Origin of the sequence: Pseudomonas fluorescens group sp. (assembly GCF_020093335.1) — a bacterium.
Lineage (GTDB): Bacteria > Pseudomonadota > Gammaproteobacteria > Pseudomonadales > Pseudomonadaceae > Aquipseudomonas > Aquipseudomonas petroselini.
This window is the reverse complement of record NZ_JAIOKW010000023.1, coordinates 20,048-46,413: the sequence shown is the minus strand read 5'-3', so window position 1 is coordinate 46,413 and position 26,366 is coordinate 20,048. Positions and strand designations below refer to the sequence as shown.

At 57.8% G+C, this 26,366-nt stretch carries 22 protein-coding genes and 2 tRNA genes; 1 reads left to right on the top strand and 23 read right to left on the bottom strand.

Annotated features, from left to right (window positions below):
* Nucleotides 1-2 precede the first annotated feature (2 nt).
* The 15 genes from pnp to rlmE form a co-directional block, all read right to left on the bottom strand.
* Nucleotides 3-2,108 (bottom strand): polyribonucleotide nucleotidyltransferase, encoded by a 2,106-nt coding sequence (pnp, locus tag K7431_RS21150; protein ID WP_015885915.1) that lies wholly within the window; start codon nt 2,106-2,108, stop codon nt 3-5.
* Between the two features lie 194 nt (nt 2,109-2,302).
* Nucleotides 2,303-2,572, bottom strand: coding sequence for a 30S ribosomal protein S15 (gene rpsO, locus K7431_RS21145; RefSeq protein WP_003177875.1), 270 nt, complete (start codon nt 2,570-2,572; stop codon nt 2,303-2,305).
* A 115-nt stretch (nt 2,573-2,687) separates the two neighbouring features.
* Complete coding sequence (gene truB / locus K7431_RS21140) at nt 2,688-3,605, bottom strand: tRNA pseudouridine(55) synthase TruB (RefSeq protein WP_015885916.1); 918 nt, start codon at nt 3,603-3,605, stop codon at nt 2,688-2,690.
* 3 nt (nt 3,606-3,608) lie between these two features.
* A complete protein-coding gene (gene rbfA, locus K7431_RS21135) occupies nt 3,609-4,004 on the bottom strand; it encodes a 30S ribosome-binding factor RbfA (protein ID WP_015885917.1) in 396 nt (131 codons plus the stop codon).
* Between the two features lie 159 nt (nt 4,005-4,163).
* Nucleotides 4,164-6,689 (bottom strand): translation initiation factor IF-2, encoded by a 2,526-nt coding sequence (infB, locus tag K7431_RS21130; RefSeq protein WP_015885918.1) that lies wholly within the window; start codon nt 6,687-6,689, stop codon nt 4,164-4,166.
* Between the two features lie 27 nt (nt 6,690-6,716).
* Nucleotides 6,717-8,198: a transcription termination factor NusA gene (gene nusA / locus K7431_RS21125; protein WP_003212187.1), complete on the bottom strand. Its 1,482-nt coding sequence runs from the start codon at nt 8,196-8,198 to the stop codon at nt 6,717-6,719.
* Between the two features lie 47 nt (nt 8,199-8,245).
* Entirely contained in the window at nt 8,246-8,704 is a 459-nt protein-coding gene (gene rimP, locus K7431_RS21120) for a ribosome maturation factor RimP (protein WP_003235029.1), read from the bottom strand.
* Nucleotides 8,705-8,844: 140 nt separating this feature from the next.
* Nucleotides 8,845-8,921, bottom strand: a tRNA-Met gene (locus tag K7431_RS21115).
* Nucleotides 8,922-9,017: 96 nt separating this feature from the next.
* A tRNA-Leu gene (locus K7431_RS21110) sits at nt 9,018-9,103 on the bottom strand.
* A gap of 22 nt (nt 9,104-9,125) precedes the next feature.
* Nucleotides 9,126-9,509 (bottom strand): preprotein translocase subunit SecG, encoded by a 384-nt coding sequence (secG, locus tag K7431_RS21105; protein WP_010206600.1) that lies wholly within the window; start codon nt 9,507-9,509, stop codon nt 9,126-9,128.
* A 4-nt stretch (nt 9,510-9,513) separates the two neighbouring features.
* Nucleotides 9,514-10,269 carry a triose-phosphate isomerase gene (gene tpiA, locus K7431_RS21100; protein ID WP_015885920.1) on the bottom strand — a complete coding sequence of 252 codons (756 nt, stop codon included), beginning with the start codon at nt 10,267-10,269 and terminating at the stop codon, nt 9,514-9,516.
* Between the two features lie 66 nt (nt 10,270-10,335).
* On the bottom strand, nt 10,336-11,673 hold the full coding sequence (gene glmM, locus K7431_RS21095) for a phosphoglucosamine mutase (protein WP_015885921.1): 1,338 nt from the start codon (nt 11,671-11,673) through the stop codon (nt 10,336-10,338).
* A gap of 16 nt (nt 11,674-11,689) precedes the next feature.
* Complete coding sequence (gene folP / locus K7431_RS21090) at nt 11,690-12,541, bottom strand: dihydropteroate synthase (protein WP_015885922.1); 852 nt, start codon at nt 12,539-12,541, stop codon at nt 11,690-11,692.
* 8 nt (nt 12,542-12,549) lie between these two features.
* Complete coding sequence (ftsH, locus tag K7431_RS21085) at nt 12,550-14,460, bottom strand: ATP-dependent zinc metalloprotease FtsH (RefSeq protein WP_043205904.1); 1,911 nt, start codon at nt 14,458-14,460, stop codon at nt 12,550-12,552.
* A 200-nt stretch (nt 14,461-14,660) separates the two neighbouring features.
* Nucleotides 14,661-15,311, bottom strand: a complete 651-nt coding sequence (rlmE, locus tag K7431_RS21080) for a 23S rRNA (uridine(2552)-2'-O)-methyltransferase RlmE (RefSeq protein ID WP_015885924.1) — start codon at nt 15,309-15,311, stop codon at nt 14,661-14,663.
* 106 nt (nt 15,312-15,417) lie between these two features.
* Here rlmE and K7431_RS21075 point away from each other — a divergent pair, with 106 nt between their 5' ends.
* Nucleotides 15,418-15,726 (top strand): YhbY family RNA-binding protein, encoded by a 309-nt coding sequence (locus K7431_RS21075; protein WP_010206607.1) that lies wholly within the window; start codon nt 15,418-15,420, stop codon nt 15,724-15,726.
* Nucleotides 15,727-15,746: 20 nt separating this feature from the next.
* On the opposite strand, the gene K7431_RS21070 is transcribed toward K7431_RS21075, so the two are convergent.
* The 8 genes from K7431_RS21070 to grpE form a co-directional block, all read right to left on the bottom strand.
* Nucleotides 15,747-16,151 (bottom strand): hypothetical protein, encoded by a 405-nt coding sequence (locus K7431_RS21070; RefSeq protein WP_043205906.1) that lies wholly within the window; start codon nt 16,149-16,151, stop codon nt 15,747-15,749.
* Between the two features lie 28 nt (nt 16,152-16,179).
* Nucleotides 16,180-16,656, bottom strand: a complete 477-nt coding sequence (greA, locus tag K7431_RS21065) for a transcription elongation factor GreA (RefSeq protein ID WP_015885926.1) — start codon at nt 16,654-16,656, stop codon at nt 16,180-16,182.
* Complete coding sequence (gene carB, locus K7431_RS21060; protein WP_015885927.1) at nt 16,653-19,874, bottom strand: carbamoyl-phosphate synthase large subunit; 3,222 nt, start codon at nt 19,872-19,874, stop codon at nt 16,653-16,655. The genes greA and carB overlap by 4 nt, the downstream gene beginning before the upstream one ends.
* Before the next feature lie 105 nt (nt 19,875-19,979).
* A complete protein-coding gene (gene carA, locus K7431_RS21055; protein ID WP_015885928.1) occupies nt 19,980-21,116 on the bottom strand; it encodes a glutamine-hydrolyzing carbamoyl-phosphate synthase small subunit in 1,137 nt (378 codons plus the stop codon).
* Between the two features lie 259 nt (nt 21,117-21,375).
* A complete protein-coding gene (gene dapB / locus K7431_RS21050; RefSeq protein ID WP_015885929.1) occupies nt 21,376-22,182 on the bottom strand; it encodes a 4-hydroxy-tetrahydrodipicolinate reductase in 807 nt (268 codons plus the stop codon).
* A gap of 10 nt (nt 22,183-22,192) precedes the next feature.
* Nucleotides 22,193-23,317 carry a molecular chaperone DnaJ gene (dnaJ, locus tag K7431_RS21045; protein WP_015885930.1) on the bottom strand — a complete coding sequence of 375 codons (1,125 nt, stop codon included), beginning with the start codon at nt 23,315-23,317 and terminating at the stop codon, nt 22,193-22,195.
* 316 nt (nt 23,318-23,633) lie between these two features.
* The gene (gene dnaK, locus K7431_RS21040; RefSeq protein WP_015885931.1) at nt 23,634-25,550 is read right to left on the bottom strand and encodes a molecular chaperone DnaK; all 1,917 of its coding nucleotides are present in this window, start codon (nt 25,548-25,550) and stop codon (nt 23,634-23,636) included.
* Nucleotides 25,551-25,652: 102 nt separating this feature from the next.
* Nucleotides 25,653-26,213, bottom strand: a complete 561-nt coding sequence (grpE, locus tag K7431_RS21035) for a nucleotide exchange factor GrpE (protein ID WP_015885932.1) — start codon at nt 26,211-26,213, stop codon at nt 25,653-25,655.
* Between the last annotated feature and the right edge of the window lie 153 nt (nt 26,214-26,366).

The window sequence follows — 26,366 nt, the reverse complement described above, 5'->3', positions numbered from 1 at the left end:
GATTAAACGCCCGAAGCCTTCGCTGCTGCTACGTCCTTGATGGACAGCTTGATACGGCCGCGGTTGTCCACGTCCAGAACCAGCACTTCCACTTCCTGGCCTTCTTTCAGAATGTCGGTCACTTTCTCAACGCGAGCGTCGCTCAGCATGGAGATGTGAACCAAACCGTCTTTGCCTGGCAGGATGTTGACGAATGCGCCGAAGTCGACGATGCGCTCAACCTTACCAACGTAGATCTTGCCGATCTCGGCTTCAGCAGTGATGCCCAGAACGCGCTGACGCGCGGCTTCTGCAGCTTCCTTGGTTTCGCCGAAGATCTTGATCGAACCGTCATCTTCGATGTCGATCGAAGCCTTGGTTTCTTCGCAGATCGCACGAATGGTCGCGCCGCCTTTACCGATAACATCACGGATTTTGTCGGTGTCGATTTTCATCGCGATCATGGTCGGAGCATTTTCCGACAGCTCGGTACGCGACTGACCAATGATCTGGTTCATCTGACCGAGGATGTTCAGGCGCGCTTCCAGGGCTTGGCCCAGAGCGATTTCCATGATTTCTTCGGTGATGCCTTTGATCTTGATGTCCATCTGCAGCGCGGTCACACCTTTGGCGGTACCGGCTACTTTGAAGTCCATGTCACCCAGGTGGTCTTCGTCGCCCAGGATGTCGGTCAGGATGGCGAACTTCTGGCCTTCTTTAACCAGACCCATGGCGATACCGGCAACCGGCGCCTTCATCGGCACACCGGCGTCCATCAGTGCCAGGGAAGCACCGCAAACGGAAGCCATGGAGCTGGAACCGTTCGACTCAGTGATTTCCGATACGACACGGATGGTGTACGGGAACACGTCGGCGGCTGGCAGCATGGCCGAAATCGAACGACGGGCCAGGCGGCCGTGACCGATTTCGCGACGACCAGCACCGCCCATGCGACCACACTCGCCCACCGAGAACGGAGGGAAGTTGTAGTGCAGCATGAAGGGGTCTTTTTTCTCGCCTTCCAGGGTGTCCAGCAGCTGTGCGTCGCGGGCAGTACCCAAGGTCGCAACAACCAGTGCCTGGGTTTCACCACGGGTGAACAGGGCCGAACCGTGAGTCTTCGGCAGAACGCCGACTTCGATGTTCAGCGGGCGCACGGTGCGGGTGTCGCGGCCGTCGATACGTGGCTTGCCGTTAACGATGTTTTCGCGAACGGTGCGGTATTCGATTTCACCGAAGGCTGCTTTGACTTCGCTGGAAGAAGGCTGGCCTTCTTCGCCGGACAGCTTGGCAACGACTTGGTCCTTCAGCTCACCCAGGCGAGCGTAACGGTCGGCCTTGACAGTGATGGTGTAGGCGTCGGAGATAGCAGCGCCGAACTCGGAGCGGATAGCGCCCAGCAGTGCGGTGGCTTCTGGCTGTGGAGCCCAGGTCCAGGTTGGCTTGGCCGCTTCGGCAGCCAGTTCTTTGACGGCGTTGATCACCACTTGGAACTCGTCGTGAGCAAACAGTACCGCGCCCAGCATCTGGTCTTCGGTCAGCTCTTTGGCTTCCGATTCAACCATCAACACGGCTTCCGAAGTACCGGCAACGACCATGTCCAGGCTCGAAGCTTTCTGCTGCTCGTAAGTCGGGTTCAGCAGGTAGCCGGTGCTTTCGTGGAAGGCGACGCGGGCAGCGCCGATCGGGCCATCGAAAGGAATGCCGGAAATAGCCAGGGCCGCCGAGGTACCGATCATCGCAGCGATGTCCGGATCGGTCTTCTTGCTGGTGGAAACGACGGTGCAGACAACCTGCACTTCGTTCATGAAGCCTTCTGGGAACAGCGGACGGATCGGACGGTCGATCAGTCGGGAAGTCAGGGTTTCTTTCTCGGAAGGACGGCCTTCGCGCTTGAAGAAACCGCCAGGGATCTTACCGGCAGCGTAAGTCTTTTCCTGGTAGTGAACGGAAAGAGGGAAGAAGCCTTTGCTCGGGTCAGCGGTCTTGGCGCCAACAACGGTCACCAATACGGTGACGTCGTCGTCAACGGTAACCAGCACTGCGCCGGAGGCTTGACGGGCGATACGGCCTGTCTCGAGGGTAACGGTCGACTGACCGAACTGGAATTTTTTGATAACCGGGTTCACGGTGTCCTACCTTCTTTGTGGCTCTTGGGGAACTTGTCTTCTTGCGAAATTCTTGGGCAATGTCGGGAATCGGCCCGCCGCTTGTCCAGGGTAAAACGTGTATCCAGATAAAACTTGAGGCTGGGAGCCTGCCATGGGCCAGCGGGAATCCCACTGACACACGGCAGACAACCAACCTCTAGCGCAATCGCTGATTAGCGACGCAGACCCAGGCGACCGATCAGAGTCTGATAACGACCCAGATCCTTGCCTTTCAGGTAGTCCAGCAGCTTACGGCGCTGGTTTACCATGCGGATCAGACCACGACGGGAGTGGTGATCTTTACCGTTGGCCTTGAAGTGACCTTGCAGCTTGTTGATGTTGTGGGTCAGCAGTGCAACTTGCACTTCTGGCGAACCAGTGTCACCAACAGCTTGCTGATAGTCAGCTACGATTTGTGCTTTTTCTTGAACGTCGAGAGCCATGAGGCAATCCTTTTTTCAGGAAACCACCCAAAGGGCGGTTTCAACAGGCCAGGGACAAATCCCTGTATCTAAAAATGAGTGTTGACCGTGCCTGTTAACAGCCACACTCGTTCGGTCATTCTGACCGAATCAGTCGACGCGGCGCGATGCGCCCGTCTTCGCTCACTTCACCGATACCGATAAAGCGACCGTTATGATCCTGTACCCGCACCATACCGAACTTCGGAGCGTCCGGGGCACGTACCGGTTGGCCGTTGAGCCAGTAGAACGCGCTGTGCTCCGAAAAGTGCAGCAATGGCCAATCCAGTAGACCGCTGTCCGACGGCATCAGGAAACGATCAACCGCTTCGTTCCCCCCTTCGGCGTGTACGGCTTCCAACTCTTCCAGCGTGACCGTCTGGGCCAGGCTGAACGGACCTGCCTGGGTGCGTCGCAGCTCTGCAACGTACGCGCCGCAACCAAGCTTTTCACCGATATCTTCCACCAGGGTACGGATATAGGTGCCTTTGCTGCAGTCCACGGCCAAGCGGGCAGTGTCGCCTTCATGAGCGAGCAATTCCAAGCGCGCAATAGTAACAGAACGCGGTTCGCGCTCCACTACTTCGCCCGCACGTGCCAGCTTGTAGAGCGGCTGGCCATCACGCTTGAGAGCCGAGTACATCGGCGGTATCTGACTGATTTCCCCACGAAAACCGGGTAAAGCAGCTTCAATATCAGCACGACCAACGGTCACGTCGCGAACCTGCAAAACATCACCTTCAGCGTCGGCCGTGGTGGTGGTCTTGCCCAGTTGCATCAGGGTTTCGTACCCCTTGTCGGAATCGAGCAGGTATTGCGAGAACTTGGTGGCCTCACCAAAGCACAACGGCAGTACGCCGGTGGCCAGGGGGTCAAGGCTGCCGGTGTGCCCGGCCTTCTCCGCATTGAGCAGCCAGCGGACTTTCTGCAACGCGGCATTGGAGGTGAAGCCAATGGGCTTGTCGAGCAGAATGATGCCGCTGACATTGCGACGGATACGTTTGACCTGAGCCACCGCTTACTCCTTGGCGTCTTCAGGTGTGGACGGATGCTGGCTGTCTTCAGCCACGGCGCGCTCGATCAGCGCCGACAGGTGCGCACCACGTACGACGCTTTCGTCGTAGTGGAAGTGCAACTGGGGAACACTGCGCAGCTTCATCTCACGGGCCAACTGCATACGCAGGAAGCCTGCGGCGGCGTTGAGCACCTTGATGCTTTGTGCAATTTCTTCGGCGCTGTCCTGCCCCATCACGGTGATGAAGATCTTGGCGTGACCCACGTCACGGCTCACTTCAACAGCAGTGATCGTGACCAGGCCAACGCGGGGGTCTTTGACTTCGCGACGGATCAGTTGGGCCAGCTCGCGCTGCATCTGATCGCCGATACGCTGGGTACGGCTGTATTCTTTTGCCATGTCTTGTTACCTGTTACTGCCACACGGTGAAACCCGTGGGGTCTGAAAGCGGCAAACGCCCGGCCTGACAAAAGCCAGACCGGGCGTTGCGTTTAGAGTCCGGACACTGCGCGGGGCATTTGCATGCCCACACACGGCGTGGCTCCTGAAGTGCGCGAGTTAGAGGCTGCGAGCAACCTGAACCTTCTCGTAGACTTCGATCTTGTCGCCAGCCTTGACGTCGTTGTAGCTCTTGACGCCGATACCGCATTCCATGCCGGCACGTACTTCGGAAGCGTCATCCTTGAAGCGGCGCAGGGATTCCAGCTCGCCTTCGAAGATAACGATGTCTTCACGCAGTACACGGATTGGACGGTTACGGTACACAGTACCTTCGATAACCATGCAACCGGCGATCGCGCCGAATTTCGGCGAGCGGAACACGTCACGCACCTCGGCCACACCCAGGATGTTCTCCCGGACGTCGCTGCCAAGCATGCCGGTGAGGGCCTTCTTGACGTCTTCGATGATGTCGTAGATGACGTTGTAGTAACGCATATCCAGGCCTTCCTGCTCGACGATCTTGCGAGCGCCAGCATCGGCACGCACGTTGAAGCCGAACAGTACAGCGTTGGAGGCCAGTGCCAGGTTGGCGTCGGATTCGGTGATACCACCGACACCGCCACCGACAACGCGCACTTGCACTTCGTCGTTACCCAGGCCGTTCAAGGCGCCGTTCAACGCCTCGAGGGAACCACGGACGTCAGATTTGAGGACGATGTTAAGCGTCTTCTTCTCTGCCTGGCCCATGTTCTCGAAGATGTTTTCCAGCTTACCGGCGTGAGCACGAGCGAGTTTGACTTCGCGGAACTTGCCTTGACGGAACAGAGCCACTTCACGGGCTTTCTTCTCGTCCGACAGCACGCTCATCTCGTCGCCAGCGTCCGGGGTACCGTCCAGGCCGAGGATCTCGACAGGGATGGAAGGACCGGCTTCTTTGATTGGCTTGCCGTTCTCGTCGAGCATGGCACGTACACGGCCGTAGTTCGAACCAACCAGCACCATGTCGCCTTGGCGCAGGGTACCGTCTTGAACCAGAACGGTTGCAACCGGGCCACGACCTTTGTCGAGACGCGATTCAACCACAACACCGCGACCTGGGGCCGATGGGGTTGCCTTGAGTTCGAGTACTTCAGCTTGCAGCAGGACGGCTTCGAGCAGCTCGTCTACGCCAGTACCGACTTTCGCCGAGACCGAAACGAACGGCGTATCACCGCCCCACTCTTCGGACGTCACGCCGTGAACCGACAGTTCGCTACGGATGCGATCGAGATCGGCGCCCGGCTTGTCGATTTTGTTCACGGCAACAACCAGTGGAACACCAGCGGCCTTAGCGTGCTGGACAGCTTCAATGGTCTGCGGCATCACGCCGTCGTCCGCTGCAACTACCAGGATCACGATGTCAGTCGCCTTGGCACCACGGGCACGCATTGCGGTAAACGCGGCGTGACCAGGGGTGTCGAGGAAGGTGACCATGCCGCGCTCGGTTTCAACGTGGTATGCACCGATGTGCTGGGTGATACCGCCGGCTTCGCCAGCAGCTACCTTGGCACGACGGATGTAGTCGAGCAGCGAAGTCTTACCATGGTCAACGTGGCCCATTACGGTCACAACTGGCGCACGGGAGAACGTCTCACCTTCAAACTTCAAGGACTCGGCCAGGGAGTCTTCCAAGGCGGTGTCGCTGACCAGGGTCACTTTGTGGCCCAGTTCTTCGGCTACCAGCTGAGCAGTTTCCTGATCAAGCACCTGGTTGATGGTCGCTGGGGTACCCAGTTTGAACATGAACTTGATGATTTCAGCAGCCTTGACCGACATCTGATTGGCGAGATCGCCAACCGTGATGGTCTCGCCGATCTGCACATCACGCACGACAGGGCCGGTTGGGCTCTGGAAACCGTGGGCGTTGCGTTTTTTCAGCTTGGCCTTGCCGCGACCACCACGACGGAAGCCATCGCTTTCTTCGTCGGTGGTGCGTGGAGCAACGCGTGGAGCAGGCGCTTTCTCTTTGACCGAGGCACGATGCGGAGCGTTTTTACGCTCGCCATCGCCACCACCACCGCGACGATTGTTATCGTCGGCACGTGGTTTGTCCGGACGACGAGGTTCGTCGCGCTTGCGGGCGTCAGCAGCCGGTGCTGGTGCGGCGGCAACCGGAGCGGCCTCACGCACAGCTTCAACAGGCGCTACAGGAGCGGCGACCGCTTCAGTACCAGCAGGTTGCGCAGCAGCAGGCTGGCGACGCGCTTCTTCTTCGGCGCGACGCTTGGCTTCTTCTTCAGCCTTCTGACGAGCAGCATTTTCTACTGCGCGACGTTCTTCCAGTTCGCGTTTGCGCTCGGCTTCGATTTCTTCCGGGCTGCGCTGTACGAAGACTTTCTTCTTGCGTACTTCAACGCTGATGCTCTTGCTACCAGCAACACGCAGGGTGCTGGTGGTTTTGCGCTGCAATGTAATCTTGCGCGGTTCTTCCACTTTCGCCTTGTGGCTGCTCTTCAAGTGAGTCAGCAAAGACTGCTTCTCACTATCGCTCACACCTTCATCGGCGGCGGTGTGCGGCAGACCTGCCTCACGCATCTGCTGCAACAGGCGCTCTACCGGTGTTTTGACCTCATCGGCCAGTTGTTTCACCGTGACTTGCGTCATGCACTTCTCTCCTCAGGCCGCGCCTAGTTACTCGAACCAATGGGCTCGGGCGGCCATGATCAACTTGCCGGCACGATCATCGTCAATGCCGTCGATGTCGAGCAGATCGTCAATAGACTGCTCGGCCAGGTCTTCGCGGGTAATTACGCCGCGCACCGCCAGTTCCATCGCCAAATCCTTGTCCATACCCTCAAGCGAGAGCAGGTCTTCGGCCGGATGGGCGTCTGCCAGCTTTTCCTCAGTAGCGATGGCTTTAGTCAACAAACGATCCTTGGCCCGAGCGCGAAGCTCGTTGACGGTGTCTTCGTCAAAGCCGTCGATGTTGAGCATTTCTTCCAACGGTACGTAGGCAATCTCTTCCAGGCTGGTGAAGCCTTCATCTACCAGCACCTGTGCCAGGTCTTCGTCGACTTCCAGCTCGTCGATGAAGTTGCGCAGGATGTCACCGGTTTCAGCTTGCTGCTTAGCCTGGATGTCCGATTCGGTCATCACGTTCAGGGTCCAACCGGTCAGTTGGCTCGCCAGACGCACGTTCTGACCACCACGACCAATGGCCTGAGCCAGATTGTCTGCGCCAACGGCGATGTCCATTGCATGGGCATCCTCGTCAACGATAATTGCCGCCACTTCAGCTGGCGACATGGCGTTGATCACGAACTGCGCCGGGTTATCGTCCCACAGGACGATGTCCACACGCTCACCACCCAGTTCGCCCGACACTGCCTGGACGCGCGAACCGCGCATACCAATGCAAGCGCCTTGCGGGTCGATGCGTTTGTCCTTGGACCGAACCGCGATCTTGGCGCGCGAACCCGGGTCGCGGGACGCAGCCATGACTTCGATCAGGCCTTCGGCAATTTCCGGCACTTCGATACGGAACAGCTCGATCAGCATTTCCGGCGCGGTACGCGACAGGATCAACTGAGGGCCGCGGTTCTCGGTGCGGATTTCCTTGAGCAGCGCACGCAAGCGCACGCCAACCCGGAAGGTTTCGCGAGAGATGATGTCTTCGCGGGCCAGCAACGCTTCGGCGTTGTTGCCCAGGTCAACGATCACGTTGTCGCGGGTTACTTTTTTCACGGTGCCGGAGATGATTTCACCCAGGCGTTCGCGATAGGCGTCAACGACTTGAGCGCGCTCAGCTTCGCGAACCTTCTGCACGATGACCTGTTTGGCGGTCTGTGCAGCAATACGGCCGAATTCGATCGACTCGATCTTTTCTTCGACGACATCACCGACCTGGGCGCCTGGATGCGTTTCGGCAACCTTGCTTGGCCAGGTTTCGATGGCCGGATCATCAAGATCGGCCTCTTCGACGACCGTCCAGCGACGGAAAGTCTCATAGGCACCGGTGTGGCGGTTGATTTCCACACGCAGATCAACTTCGTCTTCAAAACGCTTTTTGGTAGCAGTGGCCAGGGCCAGCTCCAGCGCTTCAAAAATCACGTTTGCCGGTACGCCCTTTTCATTGGATACCGACTCAACAACCAGCAGTACTTCTTTGCTCATCGTACGCCTCGCCTTTCGCAAGCCATTGGATCCGCGGGATCCGCGTCTCAGTCAAAACTGGGAATAATGTTGGCCTTGTCGATCATATCGATCGGCAACAGGAACTCATGGTCTTCTACCTGCACCACGACGTCCTGCTCTTCTACACCGCGCAGAAGGCCCTGAAAGTTGCGTCGCCCTTCGAACGGGGAGCGCAGCTTGATCTTCACTTGTTCACCGGCAAATTTTGCAAACTGATCAATAGTGAACAGTGGGCGTTCCATGCCTGGCGAGGAAACTTCTAAGGTGTATTCAACGGAGATCGGATCTTCAACATCCAGCACACCGCTGATCTGACGGCTGACAATGGCACAATCGTCCACCAGCACGCCGCCCTCTTTATCGATATAAACGCGCAACATTGAGTGGCGACCTTGAGCCGAAAACTCAATACCCCAGCATTCATAGCCTAGGGCCACGACCACCGGGGCCAACAAGGCCTGCAACTCTTCTAGCTTGCTCGACACCTGAACCCCCTCGTGCATGTATGTGCATGCTGTGCAAAATAAAAAAATGGGCGAAACGCCCATCCTTGAAACGCCGTCGAACAGCGGCGTTGAAAGTGTCCAGCTAACAAAAAGCCCCTTAAAAGGGGCTCCGCTAAAACTGGTTGCGGGGGCCGGATTTGAACCGACGACCTTCGGGTTATGAGCCCGACGAGCTACCAGACTGCTCCACCCCGCGACAAAGCTGGGGCGGAAGTATACGACCGATCCCTTACAGGGTCAATGTAACCTTCCACCTACAAGAAAGCCCGCAACAGCGGGCTCTCCTGATAATTGGTACCGAGAAGGGGACTCGAACCCCTACACCCTATGGGCACAACCACCTCAAGGTTGCGTGTCTACCAATTCCACCACCTCGGCAATACAGCGCTTACAACCCTTCTTACTTCTGCTCTTGAGCTGGAGGTACGTCAGTCGCTGGAGTAGCCGACTTTTGCTCTTGAAGCACCGGGACATCATCAGAAGCCGGTTTTGCTTTTGGTACTTCCAACACTGCTGGGTTTGGGAGACCTACTTGAGTCAGCACATGAGCTTTCTCTTTAGCAAAGTAACCTAACCCCAAGCTGGTTATGAAGAAACCGGCGGCAAGTATAGCAGTAAACTTACTAAGAAAGGTAGAGGAACCTTGGCTTCCGAATACAGTATTTGAAGCACCTGCACCGAAAGACGCACCAGCATCCGCACCTTTACCCTGTTGCAACAAGACCAGGGCAACTACGCCCAAGGCAGCCAACAGATGAAAAACGACTACGACTGTTTCCAGCATTTTTTCAGTTTCCCGCGGCGCGACAGATCGCACCGAACTCATCTGCATTCAGGGAAGCTCCACCAATGAGCCCCCCATCGATATCCGGCATGCCGAACAGTTCGACCGCATTGGCCGCCTTCACGCTGCCGCCGTATAGAAGCCGCACACCTTGTGCGACTTCAGAATTCTCTGCCGCCAACTGCGCGCGGATGGCTGCGTGCACATCCTGCGCCTGTTGCGGTGTAGCAGTCAGCCCGGTGCCAATGGCCCAGACCGGCTCGTAAGCAATAACCGCCTTTGCAAACGCACCAACACCCAGCTCCTCGATGATGCTGCCAAGCTGACGCGAGACAACCTCAAGAGTCTTGCCCGATTCACGCTGCTCAAGGGTCTCCCCTATGCACAACACTGGAATCAAGCCACAAGCCTGTGCCGCTGCGAACTTGCGATTGAGTGTCCCATCACGCTCGCCCATCATCTGACGACGCTCGGAGTGCCCGACAAGCACATAGGAACAACCCGCATCAACCAGCTGACTCGGTGCAATCTCACCGGTCAACGCACCTTGCATGGCTTCCACCGCAGAATTCTGCGCGCCGACCTGAATCGACTTACCTTTCAAGCCATCAACCACTTGGGTGATATGCAAGCAAGGCGGGAACACCGCGATATCAACACCGCTAGGCAAGGCCAAGTGACGAAGGCCATTGATCAGCTCAGCGACACTGGCGCGGGTACCGTGCATCTTCCAGTTACCAGCTACCATAGTGCGACGCATGCTGTACCTCGTCGGTCAAAGTGGGCGCAGATGTTACCCAACCACATCATCACTGGCAAGCCGAATTCAGGCGCAAACTTCAGTTACCAGTTTTGCCAGGTCTTCGGCATGGCCGCGAACCTGTGTTTCGTCATCACCTTCGACCATGACACGCACCAGAGGCTCTGTGCCGGACTTGCGCAACAACACTCGACCACGCCCCGCCATTGCCAGGGTCACGCGCTCGCAAGCCTCTTTGACAGCGGGGTGCTCGATCGGGTTTTCACCACCGGCAAAACGCACATTGAGCAACACTTGCGGGCATTTGCGCAGCGCCTGACGCGCCTGGGCAAGACTCTCTTCACGACGACGCAACGACAGCAGCACCTGCAACGCAGCAATGATCGCATCGCCCGTAGTGGTGTGCTGGAAGCAGACAACGTGCCCGGAATTCTCACCACCCACCTGCCAATTACGCTCCAGCAGTTCGGCGATCACATAGCGGTCACCGACATTGGCGCGCACGAACGGAATGCCCAGGTCCGCCAAGGCCAATTCAAGCCCCAGGTTACTCATCAGCGTACCGACGACACCACCTTGCAGCTTGTTACGCTCATGCAGGTCGCGGGCAATGATGAACAAAAGGTCGTCCCCATCAACGATCGCCCCCGTGTGGTCCACCATCAGCACACGGTCACCATCACCATCGAAGGCAATACCCAGGTCAGCATGCTCGGCAAGGACGGCGGCCTGCAGTTGCTCCATATGCGTGGAGCCGCAGTTGTCGTTGATATTCAGCCCGTTCGGCTGGGCCGACAGAACGGTCACGTCCGCCCCCAATTCCTTGAATACGCTTGGCGCCACTTTATAGGTCGCACCATGGGCGCAATCGACCACAATCTTCAAACCGGCGAAATTGGTGCTGCTCGGCACACTGCTCTTGCAGAATTCGATATATCGACCCGATGCGTCGTTGATACGCGACACCTTGCCCAACTTGCTGGACTCAACCACCGTCATCGGCGCATCCAGCAGCTCTTCGATCATCAACTCGATCTCATCCGGCAGCTTAGTGCCCTGACCTGAGAAGAATTTGATGCCGTTGTCGTCATGGGGGTTGTGCGAGGCACTGATCACAATACCGGCTTCAGCGTGAAAGGTGCGCGTCAGGTAGGCGATCGCCGGGGTCGGCATAGGGCCCAGCAGCATGACATCGGCACCCGCGGCGGACAGGCCTGCCTCCAGTGCGGACTCAAACATGTACCCTGAAATACGGGTGTCCTTGCCCACCAGGATGCGACACGCCCCCATACTGCGGAACGCCATACCCGCCGCCCAACCCAGCTTGAGCATGAAATCAGGAGTAATCGGAAATTCGCCGACCCGACCACGGATACCGTCGGTGCCAAAGTATTTTTTAGTCATAAGTGCTCCATCATTCTTATTCGGCTGATTCTACCGCAGCAATCATGCGCACCACATCCACCGTCTCGGCGACATCATGCACACGCAAGATACGCGCGCCCTTGCTGACTGCAAGCGCCGCCAGTGCAAGACCACCATACAGCCGCTCACCCACCGGACGATTCAGCGCCAGCCCTATCATGCTCTTGCGCGAAACGCCGACCAAAAGAGGCCGACCAAGCGCATGCAGGGATTCCATATGCTTGAACAGGCTTAGATTGTGCTGCAGGGTTTTAGCAAAGCCGAAGCCGGGATCGAGGATGATCTTTTCCGCGGCAATCCCCGCGACAGCACACTGAGCGACCCGCTCAGCGAGAAAACCACACACCTCGCCAACAAGGTCCTCGTAATGAGGGCTGTCCTGCATGTTGCCGGGCTCTCCCAGCATATGCATCAGGCACACCGGCAAACCGGTAGCGGCAGCGGCATCGAGGGCACCGTCACGCTGAAGAGAGCGCACATCGTTGATCAACCCCGCTCCCAGTCGCGCAGTTTCGCGCATCACGGCCGGGGTTGAAGTATCAACAGAGATGATCACATCCAGCTCGTGCGCAATGCGCTCGACTATCGGCGCCACCCGCTCCAGCTCCTCCAAGGGAGAAACGATGCGAGCGCCAGGTCGGGTCGATTCACCACCGACATCAATGAGCGTCGCTCCCGCAGCCACCATTGCCGCAGCGTGACGCAACGCAGCATCGAGCTGGCTGAAGCGGCCGCCATCGGAAAAGGAGTCAGGGGTTACGTTAAGAATGCCCATGACATGTGTATGGGCCAAATCAAGAACCCGGTTGCCGCAAGGCAACCGGGTGGAGGACAACGCAGAAGTCATTTCAAACCTTAGTGGTCGGCTGCCGGGCCGCCGATTGGGGTTTCAGGGCGCTCGTTCTGAACCACTGGCGGAGTGCCAGAGGTGCCCGAACCGCCTTCCCAATCGCGAGGCTCGCGGGGTGCGCGACCGGCCATGATGTCATCGATCTGGTCGGCATCAATGGTCTCGTACTTCATCAGCGCATCAGCCATGGCGTCCAACTTGTCGCGGTTGTCAGTCAGGATTTGCTTGGCCGTGCCGTAGCACTGGTCAATGATGCTGCGCACTTCGGAGTCAATCAGCTTGGCTGTCTCACCCGAGAAGCTGGCGCTTTGACCACCACCGCCACGACCCAGGAACACTTCGCCTTCTTCCTCGGCATACATCAGCGGGCCGAGTTTTTCCGACAAGCCCCACTTAGTCACCATGTTCCGCGCGATCTGGCTGGCACGCATGATGTCGTTCGAGGCACCGGTAGTCACGCCGTCGAAACCCAGGGTCATCTCTTCAGCAATCCGGCCGCCGTACAGCGAGCAGATCTGACTGATCAGGGCGCGCTTGGAAAGGCTGTAGCGGTCCTCTTCCGGCAGGAACATGGTGACACCCAGCGCCCGCCCCCGAGGAATGATCGACACTTTGTAGACCGGGTCATGCTCAGGCACAACGCGACCGACAATGGCGTGACCGGCTTCGTGATAAGCGGTGTTCTGTTTCTCTTTTTCGGACATGACCATGGATTTGCGCTCGGCGCCCATCATGATTTTGTCTTTGGCCAATTCGAACTCTTTCATCTCCACGATGCGCTTGCCGGTACGGGCAGCGAACAACGAAGCCTCGTTGACCAAGTTGGCCAGGTCAGCACCCGAGAAACCTGGCGTACCACGGGCAATCACGGCCGGAGCCACGTCATCGCCCATGGGCACCTTGCGCATGTGCACTTTCAGGATCTGTTCGCGACCACGGATATCCGGCAGGCCAACCACAACCTGGCGGTCGAAACGGCCTGGACGCAGCAAGGCAGGGTCCAATACGTCCGGACGGTTGGTTGCAGCGATGACAATGATGCCGTCGTTCATTTCAAAGCCGTCCATCTCAACCAGCAACTGGTTAAGGGTCTGCTCACGCTCATCATGACCGCCGCCCATGCCGGCACCACGATGGCGACCAACGGCGTCGATTTCATCGATGAAGATGATGCAAGGCGCATGCTTTTTAGCCTGCTCGAACATATCGCGAACACGGCTGGCACCCACACCCACGAACATCTCGACGAAGTCAGAGCCGGAAATAGTGAAGAACGGCACCTTGGCTTCGCCGGCAATTGCCTTGGCGAGCAGGGTTTTACCGGTACCTGGTGGCCCCACCATCAAGACGCCGCGAGGAATGCGGCCACCCAGACGCTGGAACTTGCCCGGGTCGCGCAGGAACTCGACCAACTCACCTACTTCTTCCTTGGCTTCGTCGCAACCGGCAACGTCAGCCAGGGTGGTCTTCACCTGATCTTCGGAGAGCAGGCGTGCCTTACTCTTGCCGAAGCTCATCGGCCCGCCCTTGCCTCCCGCGCCGCCCTGCATCTGGCGCATGAAGAACATGAACACGGCGATGATCACCAGGATCGGGAAGCTGGCTACCAGCAATTGGGTCCAGATACTTTGCTGCTCAGGCTGCTTACCTTCGACAACCACGTGGTTATCCACCAGGTCGCCGATCAGACCATTGTCCTGGATTGCCGGACGAATGGTCTTGAAGCTGTCGCCATCGTTGCGTTTACCGGTGATCACATAGCCATCAACCGCTACGCGCTCGACCTTGCCATCCTTAACTTGCTGGATGAAGTCGGAATAGTTGAGGGTCTGCGGCTCGTTAGGGCTGGAGAAGTTGTTCATCACCGTCACCAGGACTGCCGCGATGATCAACCACAGGATCAGATTCTTTGCCATATCGTTCAATTAACTACCCTCTGAAGCAAGCTCCGCTACTGGCGCGCGCTTCGCATGATATTCACCGGCCTAACTTACTACATTACCTACAACACTGGCAGGCGCCGTCTGTAACCCTTTGTGAAACTTTGACTACACAATATTCGTAAAGCTTCGTGACGAAAGCGATATAAAAAAACCTATCGCCCTCCTCGAATTCCTCAAAAGCGCTCTTCACTCGCCGCGCCTTCGACGCCGCGGAAGCCGCGGCACAGCAGGTATTGCTCTCTGGAACGGTCTCGGGAGGAGTCGGGCTTGCGCGTCTGCACCTTGTCGAACAACTTGCGGATGTTCTTGTGGTACTCGTCGAAACCCTCGCCCTGGAAGACCTTCACCAGGAAATCACCACCCGGACGCAACACCCGACCCGCCAAATCCAGCGCCAATTCGCAAAGGAACATGGCACGTGGCATATCGACAGCCGGTAATCCACTCATATTGGGGGCCATGTCGGAAATCACAAGGTCTACCTGCGAATTTCCCACAGCCTCAAGAATCTGTGCGAGCACCGTATCCTGGGTAAAGTCACCATGAACAAAGGTCACATCGGGGATGCTGTCCATTTCCAGAATGTCGGAAGCGATCAGACGACCCTGCCCACCAATCAGACGACTGGTCACCTGGGACCAGCCACCCGGGGCCGCGCCAAGGTCGATAACGCTCATGCCTGGACGAATCAACTTATCCTTGTCCTGGATCTCCAGCAACTTGTAGCTGGCCCGGGAACGGTAGCCATCCTTTTGCGCCTTTTTGACGTAAGGATCGTTGAAATGTTCTTGTAGCCACTTAAGGCTGGTTTTGGAACGGGCCACGGGCCACCTCGAAAAATAAAACGGGTCGTGATTAACTGGGCGGTCCCGGACTCGCTCGGGTAAACTGGCCGCCGCTTTTTACAAGATCAGACGCAGGGGTCAGATTATGCCGCTCACTCAAGAGCAGAAGAAACAGTACAAATCCATTGGCCACCATCTGAAACCAGTTTTGATTGTGGCAGATAACGGTTTGACTGAAGGTGTGTTAGCCGAGTTCGAACGCGCACTGAACGATCATGAACTGATCAAGATCAAGGTCAATATCCTCGACCGCGAAGCGCGCCTGGCCGCCATTGCAGAATTGTGCAAGGTGGGCAAAGCGGACCTGGTCCAGGTCATCGGCAAGATGGCGCTGCTGTATCGCAAGAACTTCAGCGTCAACAAGCAGCTGTCGAACGTACATCGCTTCAAGTAGTTTTCAAATGATAAAAAGGGTCACGGGCGTGCTTCGCGCGCCCCGCCACTCCATCCCGGTGCGGGCTGTATAACCAGCACCAGGCCGGAGAACCCTAGCACAAGATAGCTGAATAGCTGCCAGCGCAACGCTTCCGGCTGCCAGACATGCACGATGCAATACATTGCACACGCATACAGCGCCATCAACAGCAGTTGCCCGCGAATATCCCGCCACAAACTCTCCAAGCCTTCAGCCCTGACCAGCACCAGTGCCTGGAGCGTTACGCACGCCGCCGCAAAACCCACCAGCAACGCACTGAGTAATCCGTCGATCTCATCGATCAACAACGGCGCCAGCCCAATCAGGCCCAGCGCCGGTAACACACCAATATGCAGCAACCACAGGCCGCCGACCCAAAGCATCTGGGAGAGCTGCCAAAGCATGGCGCCCGCATGAAGCGGGCGCCGCCTTTCAGACGTGACGAACTTCAACAATCTCGTACTCGATCACGCCACCCGGCGTCTTCACGGCCACCACATCACCCTCTTCCTTGGCAATCAAGGCGCGGGCAAGCGGGGAACCGACGGAGATTTTGCCGAGTTTGAAGTCAGCCTCGTCCTCGCCAACGATGTGGTAAACCACGCTCTCATCAGTTTCGACGTTGGCGATTTCCACGGTGGTGCCGAAAATCACCTTGCCGGTGTGCGGAATAGTCGTGACGTCGATGATCACAGCATTCTGCATACGGCCTTCGATGTCACGAATCCGCGCTTCGACCATACCCTGCTGCTCGCGAGCAGCGTGGTATTCGGCGTTTTCCTTCAAGTCACCCAGCTCGCGGGCCGTACCGATGTCCTGGCTCAGCTTTGGACGTACGACCTTGGTCAGATGGGCGTGCTCCTCTTCCAGGGCCTTGGCGCCCTGGACGGTCATTGGGTATTTGATCATGCCTTCAATCCTGCGTGTAGGTCCTGCAAGCGACGCACGGTTTTTTCCGGACCGAACTTGAGCGCTTCGCAGATGGCTTCGCCAGCAGCAATGGTAGTGGTGCAGTAGATCTTGTGCTGCAAGGCATTACGACGAATGGAGTAGGAGTCCGCGATCGACTGGCGACCTTCGGTGGTGTTGATGATCAGGGTGACTTCGTCATTCTTGATCATGTCGACCACGTGCGGACGGCCTTCCGTCACCTTGTTCACGCGACGCACTTTCAGGCCGGCAGCTTCGATCAGCTTGGCGGTCCCGGCAGTGGCCACGACTTCGAAGCCCAAGTTGATCAGATCACGGGCTACGCCCGCAACCAGCGGTTTGTCGTCATCACGCACGCTGATAAACGCGGTACCGCCGGTTGGCAACACTTCGCTGGCGCCCATCTGAGCCTTGGCGAACGCTTCACCGAAGGTATCGCCCACGCCCATCACTTCACCGGTGGACTTCATCTCTGGGCCCAGGATCGGGTCCACGCCAGGGAATTTGGCGAATGGGAATACCGCCTCTTTCACGCTGTAGAAGTTCGGAATGATTTCCTTGGTGAAGCCGATTTCCTTCAGGGTCTTACCGGCCATCACGCGAGCAGCGACCATGGCCAGGGACACACCAATGCACTTGGAAACAAATGGCACGGTACGCGAAGCACGCGGGTTGACTTCGATGACGTAGATGTCTTCGCCTTGCAGCGCCAACTGTACGTTCATCAAGCCGACCACGCCCAGCTCCAGGGCCATTTTCTTGACCTGTTCGCGCATTTCGTCCTGGATATGCGCCGGCAGCGAGTACGGCGGCAGCGAGCAAGCGGAGTCACCGGAGTGAACGCCCGCCTGTTCGATGTGCTGCATGATCGCACCGATCACCACGTCGGTCCCGTCGCAAACAGCGTCTACGTCCATCTCGATGGCGCAGTTGAGGAAGTGGTCCAGCAGCACCGGGCTGTCGTTGGACACTTTCACTGCATCGCGCAGGTAACGTTTGAGCTCGTCTTCTTCGTAGACGATTTCCATCGCACGACCGCCCAGTACGTAGGACGGACGCACCACCAAGGGGTAACCGATCTTGCTGGCCGCGCGGATCGCTTCATCTTCGCTGCGCACGGTGGCGTTCGGCGGCTGACGCAGGTTCAGACGCTCAACCATCTGCTGGAAACGCTCACGGTCTTCGGCACGATCGATAGCGTCAGGGCTGGTGCCGATAATCGGGACGCCAGCGGCTTCCAGTGCGCGAGCCAGTTTCAACGGAGTTTGGCCGCCGTACTGAACGATCACGCCTTTTGGCTTCTCGACGCGACAGATTTCGAGCACGTCTTCCAGTGTTACCGGCTCAAAGTACAGACGGTCGGAAGTGTCGTAGTCAGTGGAAACAGTTTCCGGGTTGCAGTTGACCATAATGGTCTCGTACCCGTCTTCGCGCAGGGCGAGAGCGGCGTGTACGCAGCAATAATCGAACTCGATGCCTTGACCGATACGGTTTGGACCGCCACCCAGGATCATGATTTTGTCGCGGCCCGACGGCGCAGCTTCGCACTCTTCCTCGTAAGTGGAGTACATATACGCGGTGTCGGTTGCGAACTCGGCCGCACAGGTATCAACGCGCTTGTAGACCGGGAAGATGTCCAGCTTGTGGCGATGCGTGCGCAGGTTCTTCTCGGTCACACCCAGCAGCTTGGCCAAGCGCTGGTCAGAGAAACCTTTGCGCTTGAGGCGGAACATCAGGTCGCGGTCGATAGAAGACAGACCGAGGGTCTTGACCTTCTCTTCTTCCTTGATCAGATCTTCGATCTGCACCAGGAACCACGGGTCAATCATGTTCATGCCGAAGATGTCTTCGACGGTCATGCCGGCGCGGAAAGCATCGGCTACGTACCAGATACGCTCGGCACCCGGCACGGTCAGCTCACGCTTGAGCACGCTCATGCTTTCCGGGTTGCTCAGGTCGAGCTTCTCGTCCAGACCGCAAACCCCCACTTCCAGGCCACGCAGGGCTTTCTGCAGGGACTCCTGGAAGGTCCGGCCGATAGCCATGACTTCACCGACTGACTTCATCTGAGTGGTCAGGCGCGCGTCGGCTTTCGGGAATTTCTCGAAAGCGAAGCGTGGCAGCTTGGTGACGACGTAGTCGATCGACGGCTCGAAGGACGCCGGCGTTGCGCCGCCAGTAATTTCGTTCTGCAGCTCGTCCAATGTGTAACCGATCGCCAGCTTGGCAGCGATACGCGCAATCGGGAAGCCGGTAGCTTTCGATGCCAGCGCCGAAGAACGCGATACACGCGGGTTCATTTCGATCACAACCATACGGCCAGTGTCCGGGCAGATGCCGAACTGGACGTTGGAGCCACCGGTTTCCACGCCAATCTCACGCAGCACCGCCAAGGAGGCGTTACGCATGATCTGGTATTCCTTGTCCGTCAGGGTCTGTGCCGGAGCAACAGTGATCGAGTCACCGGTGTGCACGCCCATCGGGTCAAAGTTTTCGATAGAGCAAACGATGATGCAGTTGTCCTTCTTATCGCGGACAACTTCCATCTCATATTCTTTCCAGCCGATCAGGGATTCGTCGATCAGCAGCTCTTTGGTCGGAGACAAGTCCAGGCCACGGGCGCAGATTTCTTCGAATTCTTCACGGTTGTAGGCAATACCGCCGCCCGTGCCGCCCATGGTGAAGGACGGACGGATGATGCACGGGAAGCCCAAGCGTTCCAAGACAGAATTGGCCTCTTCCATGCTGTGGGCGATACCGGAACGCGGGCAATCAAGGCCGATGGACTTCATGGCCTTGTCGAAACGCGAACGGTCTTCAGCCTTGTCGATGGTGTCGGCATTGGCGCCGATCATCTCTACGCCAAACTTTTCCAGGACGCCTTCGCGCTCCAGGTCCAATGCGCAGTTCAGGGCGGTCTGGCCACCCATGGTTGGCAGCAGTGCGTCCGGACGTTCTTTCTCGATGATCTTGGCAACGGTCTGCCACTTGATCGGCTCGATGTAGGTGGCGTCGGCCATGTCCGGGTCGGTCATGATAGTGGCCGGGTTAGAGTTCACCAGGATGACGCGGTAACCCTCTTCGCGCAGGGCTTTACAGGCCTGGGCGCCGGAGTAGTCGAATTCGCAGGCCTGGCCGATCACGATCGGGCCAGCGCCGAGAATCAGGATGCTTTTTATGTCTGTACGTTTTGGCATGGGTTTGTCACTCAAATCCGCAGGTCAGTCGGCAAGCCGTCTTGAACAATCTTTGATGAGCCTGCGGGGGCCACCGAAGCTCGGGGCCGCCCGCAAGCCGCTCAGTCAGCGTCGCTTGGCCATCTCATTGATGAAACGGTCGAACAGCGGCGCTACGTCGTTCGGGCCCGGGCTGGCTTCAGGGTGGCCCTGGAAGCTGAACGCGCTCTTGTCGGTGCGCTCGATGCCCTGCAGGGAACCGTCGAACAGCGACTTGTGAATCGCGCGAACGTTGCTCGGCAGGGTCGCTTCATCCACCGCAAAACCGTGGTTCTGGCTGGTGATCATCACAATGCCGGTGTCCAGGTCTTGCACAGGGTGGTTGGCACCGTGATGGCCGTGCCCCATTTTCAGGGTCTTGGCGCCAGAGGCCAGGGCCAGCAGCTGGTGACCGAGGCAGATACCGAATACCGGAATCTCGGTCTCCAGCACTTCTTTGATCGCCTGGATAGCGTAGTCGCAAGGCTCAGGGTCACCCGGGCCGTTGGACAGGAACACACCGTCCGGCTGCAGGGCGAGCACGTCGCTGGCCGGGGTTTGCGCCGGCACCACGGTCACGCGGCAACCGCGCTCGACCAGCATGCGCAGGATGTTGTACTTGACGCCGTAGTCGTAGGCGACCACGAGGTAAGGCAACTCGGCCGCATCGATGGTCGCGTGGCTATCGGTCTTCAAGTCCCAGACAGTGGAGCGCCACTCGTACTTCTCTTTGACGCTGACGACTTTCGCCAGGTCCATGCCCTTCAGGCCAGGGAAGCCTTGGGCTGCGGCAATCGCCGCCTCTTCGGAAATATTGTCACCGACCATGATGCAGCCGTTCTGCGAGCCTTTCTCACGCAGGATGCGTGTCAGGCGACGCGTATCGATACCGGCGATCGCCACAACGTTGTTGGCTTTCAGGTAATCGGACAGCGACATCGTGTTACGCCAGTTGCTCGCAACCAGCGGCAGGTCACGAATCACCAGACCGGCCGACCAGACACGATCAGACTCGACATCTTCCGGTGTCGTACCGGTGTTGCCGATGTGCGGATAGGTCAGGGTAACGATCTGTTGGGCGTAGGAAGGATCGGTAAGGATTTCCTGATAGCCGGTCATGGCAGTGTTAAACACCACCTCTCCAACGGTTTGACCGTCGGCTCCAATGGCTTCGCCGCGAAAGATGCTGCCATCAGCAAGGGCGAGTATGGCTGGCTTAGTCAAGAAGACCTCCCGTAAATAAAGCCTGAAAGGGCGATCGCAGGTTGTAAAAAAGCGGAGTGACGTATGGACACGTCACCCCGCTTCTTCACTGAATTATTCTGCGCGCTTTTAGTGGACACACTAAAGCTGTAGCTTACAGAAAAAGGCTTTTTTGGTCCACCGCTAATGAGCCTTAAAGGCAGGGGAATGCGACAGGACGTCGCTTAGCGGGTAAAAACGGGGCCTAAGCATAAGCTTGAGCCCCTGTTTTAGCTACTGATTAGTGCAGATCCAGCACGTCACGCATGTCATAAAGGCCCGCCGCACGACCTTCCAGCCAGAGCGCAGCACGTACCGCCCCCTTGGCAAACGTCATGCGGCTGGACGCCTTGTGCGTGATTTCCAGGCGCTCGCCCTCGCTGGCGAACAATACGGTGTGATCACCCACCACATCGCCACCGCGCACGGTTGCAAAACCAATGGTGTCACGCGCACGCGCACCGGTATGGCCTTCACGGCCGTACACCGCCACTTTCGACAAGTCGCGACCGAGCGCATCGGCGATCGCTTCACCCATGCGCAACGCGGTACCCGACGGTGCGTCGATCTTGTGACGGTGATGAGTCTCGATGATTTCGATATCCGCCTCATCCCCCAGCACGCGCGCCGCCAGATCCAACAGCTTGAGCGACAGGTTCACACCCACACTGAAGTTGGCCGCGAAGACGATCGGAATGTCCTTGCCCGCCTCCGCCAGCAACTGCTTCTGTTCAAGCGTCAAACCGGTGGTGCCGATCACCATCGCCTTGCCCGCCTTGCGGCAGAAAGCCAGGTTTTTCAGCATGACGTCCGGCAGAGTGAAATCGATCAGCACGTCGAATTCGTCAGCCACCTGCTCCAGGTTGCCGGACAACGAAACACCGATACGCCCCAGCGAAGCCAACTCACCCGCATCCGCACCGATCAATGTGCTGCCGGGACGAACGATCGCTGCGGTCAGCCCGGAGGCCGGCGAGCGCTGCTGCACCGCCTCTACCAGCGTCTTGCCCATGCGCCCGGCAGCGCCCATTACGGCTATACGTCGCATACCCAACTCCTTACAGGTCGCCGAAGAAGCGCTTCACGCCATCGAAAAAGCCCGTGGTTTTCGGCGAGTGGGAGTCATCGCCTTCCAGCGAGCTGCGGAACTCTTCCAGCAATTCGCGCTGACGACGCCCCAGATTGACTGGCGTCTCAACGGCAACGCGGCACATCAGGTCGCCAGCACCACCACCGCGCACCGGCGCAACGCCTTTGCCACGGATACGGAACTGTTTGCCGGTCTGCGTGCCTTCAGGGATCTTGAGTTTGACGCGACCATCAAGGGTCGGAATTTCCAACTCGCCACCCAGCGCCGCATCAACAAAGCTGATTGGCACTTCGCAGAACAGGTGCTTGCCGTCGCGCTGGAAGATCGAGTGCTCGCGCACATTGATCACCACATACAGATCGCCCGTAGGGCCACCTTGAGTACCCGCCTCGCCTTCGCCCGACAGACGAATACGGTCGCCGGTATCCACACCCGCAGGCACTTTTACCGACAGCGTCTTGTACTCTTCGACACGACCTTCGCCGTGGCAGGAGTCGCACGGGTCGGAAATGATCTTGCCCTGGCCATGGCAACGCGGGCAGGTCTGCTGCACCGAGAAGAAGCCCTGCTGCATGCGGACCTGGCCAATACCGCCACACGTCGGGCAAGTGATCGGCGAGGAGCCTTTTTTGGCACCCGAACCATCGCACGGCTTGCAGTTGACCAGCGTCGGCACACGGATATTGACGCTGGTGCCGCGCACGGCTTCTTCCAGGTTCAACTCCAAGGTGTAGCGCAAATCACTGCCACGCTGGGCGCCGCCCCGCTGACCACCCCGGCCACCGCCGAAGAAGTCGCTGAATACGTCACCGAAAATATCGGAGAAGTTCTGGCCGCCAAACCCGGCACCGCCACCGCCCATGCTCGGGTCGACCCCTGCGTGACCGTACTGGTCGTAGGCCGCACGCTTGTTGGGATCAGACAGGCATTCGTAGGCCTCATTGGCCTCTTTGAACATTTCTTCGGATTCTTTGCTATCCGGATTACGGTCCGGGTGATGCTTCATCGCCAGGCGACGGTAGGCCTTCTTCAGGTCCGCCTCGCTGGAGCCGCGCTCCACACCCAACACTTCGTAATAGTCACGCTTTGCCATAAGTCTTTGCACTCTTAAGGACGTTCGGCCAGACCCTCCTGAGCCCTGCCAAACTCGTTGAGCCCCAATACAGGCCCGGACCCAACTCACGTCAATTCAACGATCCTGGTCATTACTACTTTTAGCCAGGGACCCGGCCAAAATGCGGTACTTCTTACTCGGAAAGCAGGAGCATTCCCGATCGCACCGCCAGCATCCGAACCTTGTCGCATGCTGTAAAAATTCGCATACCCCAGACACGCCAACGCGGGAGCAAGCTCCCGCGCGGCGACATCCTACCAGTCACCGCTTGATAGCGGTCAACCGGGCGACCAACTTACTTCTGGTCTTTGACTTCTTCGAACTCGGCATCGACAACGTCGTCGTGCTTGGCTTCAGGCTCTGCCTGTTGCGCGGCACCATCAGCTGGCTGACCTTGTTCGGCATACATTTTCTGCGCGACAGGTGCGGAAACTTTCGACAGCTCTTCGATCTTGGCTTCGATAGCGGCCTTGTCGTCGCCTTTGACGGCGGCTTCCAGGGCAACCACGGCAGCTTCGATCGCGGCCTTCTCTTCAGCCGTCACTTTATCGCCAGCATCAGCGACCATTTTGCGCGTCGAGTGAACCAGTGCATCACCCTGGTTACGGGCGCCAGCCAGCTCGGCAAACTTGGCATCCGCATCAGCGTTGGCTTCAGCATCACGAATCATCTGTTGAATTTCTTCATCAGACAGACCGGAGTTGGCCTTGATGGTGATCTTCTGCTCTTTGCCAGTTGCCTTGTCTTTCGCGCCGACGTGCAGGATACCGTTGGCGTCGATGTCGAAGGTCACTTCAATTTGTGGCACGCCACGCGGTGCTGGTGGAATCTCAGCCAGGTCGAACTTGCCCAGGGACTTGTTCTGCGCCGCTTGCTTACGCTCACCTTGCAGCACGTGAATGGTCACCGCGCCTTGGTTGTCGTCGGCAGTCGAGAACACTTGGGATTTCTTGGTAGGAATCGTGGTGTTTTTCTCGATCAGCGCAGTCATCACGCCGCCCATGGTTTCGATACCCAGGGTCAGCGGGCTGACGTCCAGCAGCAGCACGTCTTTCACGTCACCGGCCAATACCGCGCCTTGGATGGCAGCACCCATGGCAACCGCTTCGTCCGGGTTCACGTCTTTACGTGCTTCCTTGCCGAAGAACTCGGTAACTTTCTGCTGCACCAGTGGCATACGGGTTTGACCGCCCACCAGGATCACGTCGTTGATGGAACCTACGTCGATACCGGCGTCTTTCAGCGCAATGCGGCAAGGTTCGATGGTGCGCTGAACCAGGTCTTCAACCAGTGCTTCCAACTTGGCGCGAGAGATCTTCACGTTCAAGTGCTTAGGACCGGTGGCATCTGCAGTGATGTACGGCAGATTCACGTCGGTCGACATGCTCGAGGACAGCTCGATCTTGGCTTTCTCAGCTGCTTCTTTCAGGCGCTGCATGGCCAGCGGGTCACCCTTGAGGTTCATGCCGCTTTCTTTCTTGAATTCGTCAACGAGGTAGTCGATCAGACGAATGTCAAAATCTTCACCACCCAGGAAGGTGTCACCGTTGGTGGCCAACACTTCGAATTGGTGCTCACCGTCAACTTCAGCGATCTCGATGACCGAGACGTCGAACGTACCGCCACCCAGGTCATAAACGATCACAGTGTGGTCGCCCTTGGCCTTGTCCATACCGTAAGCCAGAGCAGCTGCGGTGGGTTCGTTGATGATACGTTTTACGTCCAGACCCGCGATGCGGCCGGCGTCTTTGGTCGCCTGGCGCTGGCTGTCGTTGAAGTAGGCCGGAACGGTGATGACCGCTTCGGTGACGGTTTCGCCGAGGTAGTCTTCGGCGGTTTTCTTCATCTTTTTCAAGACTTCAGCCGAAATCTGCGGTGCAGACATCTTGTTGCCATTTACTTCAACCCAGGCGTCACCGTTGTCAGCCTTGGCGATTTTGTAAGGCACCATCTTGATGTCTTTCTGTACGACTTCTTCGTCGAACTTACGACCGATCAGACGCTTTACCGCGTACAGGGTGTTGTGCGGGTTGGTGACAGCCTGACGCTTGGCCGATTGACCAACGAGGATCTCGCCATCATTTGCGTAAGCGATGATCGACGGCGTAGTACGCGCGCCTTCGGCGTTTTCGATAACTTTGGCTTTGCCGTTTTCCATGACGGAGACGCAGGAGTTGGTGGTCCCCAGGTCGATACCGATAATTTTGCCCATGATTTACTCTCCCGAAACTTGAACTTGGATGCCGCAGCAGTGGTGGCTAACTGCGGTAGCACTTAAACGCTTGACTTATAGATGGGGGCCTTACGGCGTATTTCAAGCCTGCTCATCAATAGAAGGCGAAACCGGTGCAGGTGCCTTGCTCACCACCACCATCGCCGGACGCAGCAAGCGACCGTTGAGCTGATAACCCTTCTGGAACACCTTCAACACACTGTTAGGCTCCAGATCATGGCTTTCCTGCATGGCCATGGCTTGGTGATGCTCAGCGTTGAACGGTTCGCCGCCGACTGGATCAATGGCTTCCAACTGGTAACGCTTCAGGGTGTCCTGGAACATTTTCAGGGTCAGCTCGATCCCTTCGCGCATCGGGCGGATGTTTTCGTCATCCGGGTTGGACAACTCAAGACCACGCTCCAGGCTGTCGATGATCGGCAGCAAGTCACTGGCGAATTTTTCCAGTGCGAATTTGTGAGCCTTCTCTACATCCTGCTCGGCACGGCGGCGGACGTTCTGCAGATCGGCGGCAACACGCAAAGACTGGTCCTGCGCAGCGGCCAATTGCTCTTCGAGCACCTGCACACGAGTTGCCAGCTCATCGCCGACAGCCGAATTGGCGTCTGGAGTTTGCGTATCCTGCGTCTGTTCGTCAGCCATAGTTTTCTCCTTTCAAAATCATGCGCGAACTCAACTCGCGCTTCTGTTCCGGTATATGGGGCCACAATTTCCAGGTTCAAGGGCGCGGGCGTTACCAAAAGTCTTTCCTATGACCGGGATCAATTCCTGCCTATACATTCCTCATCGCGCTAA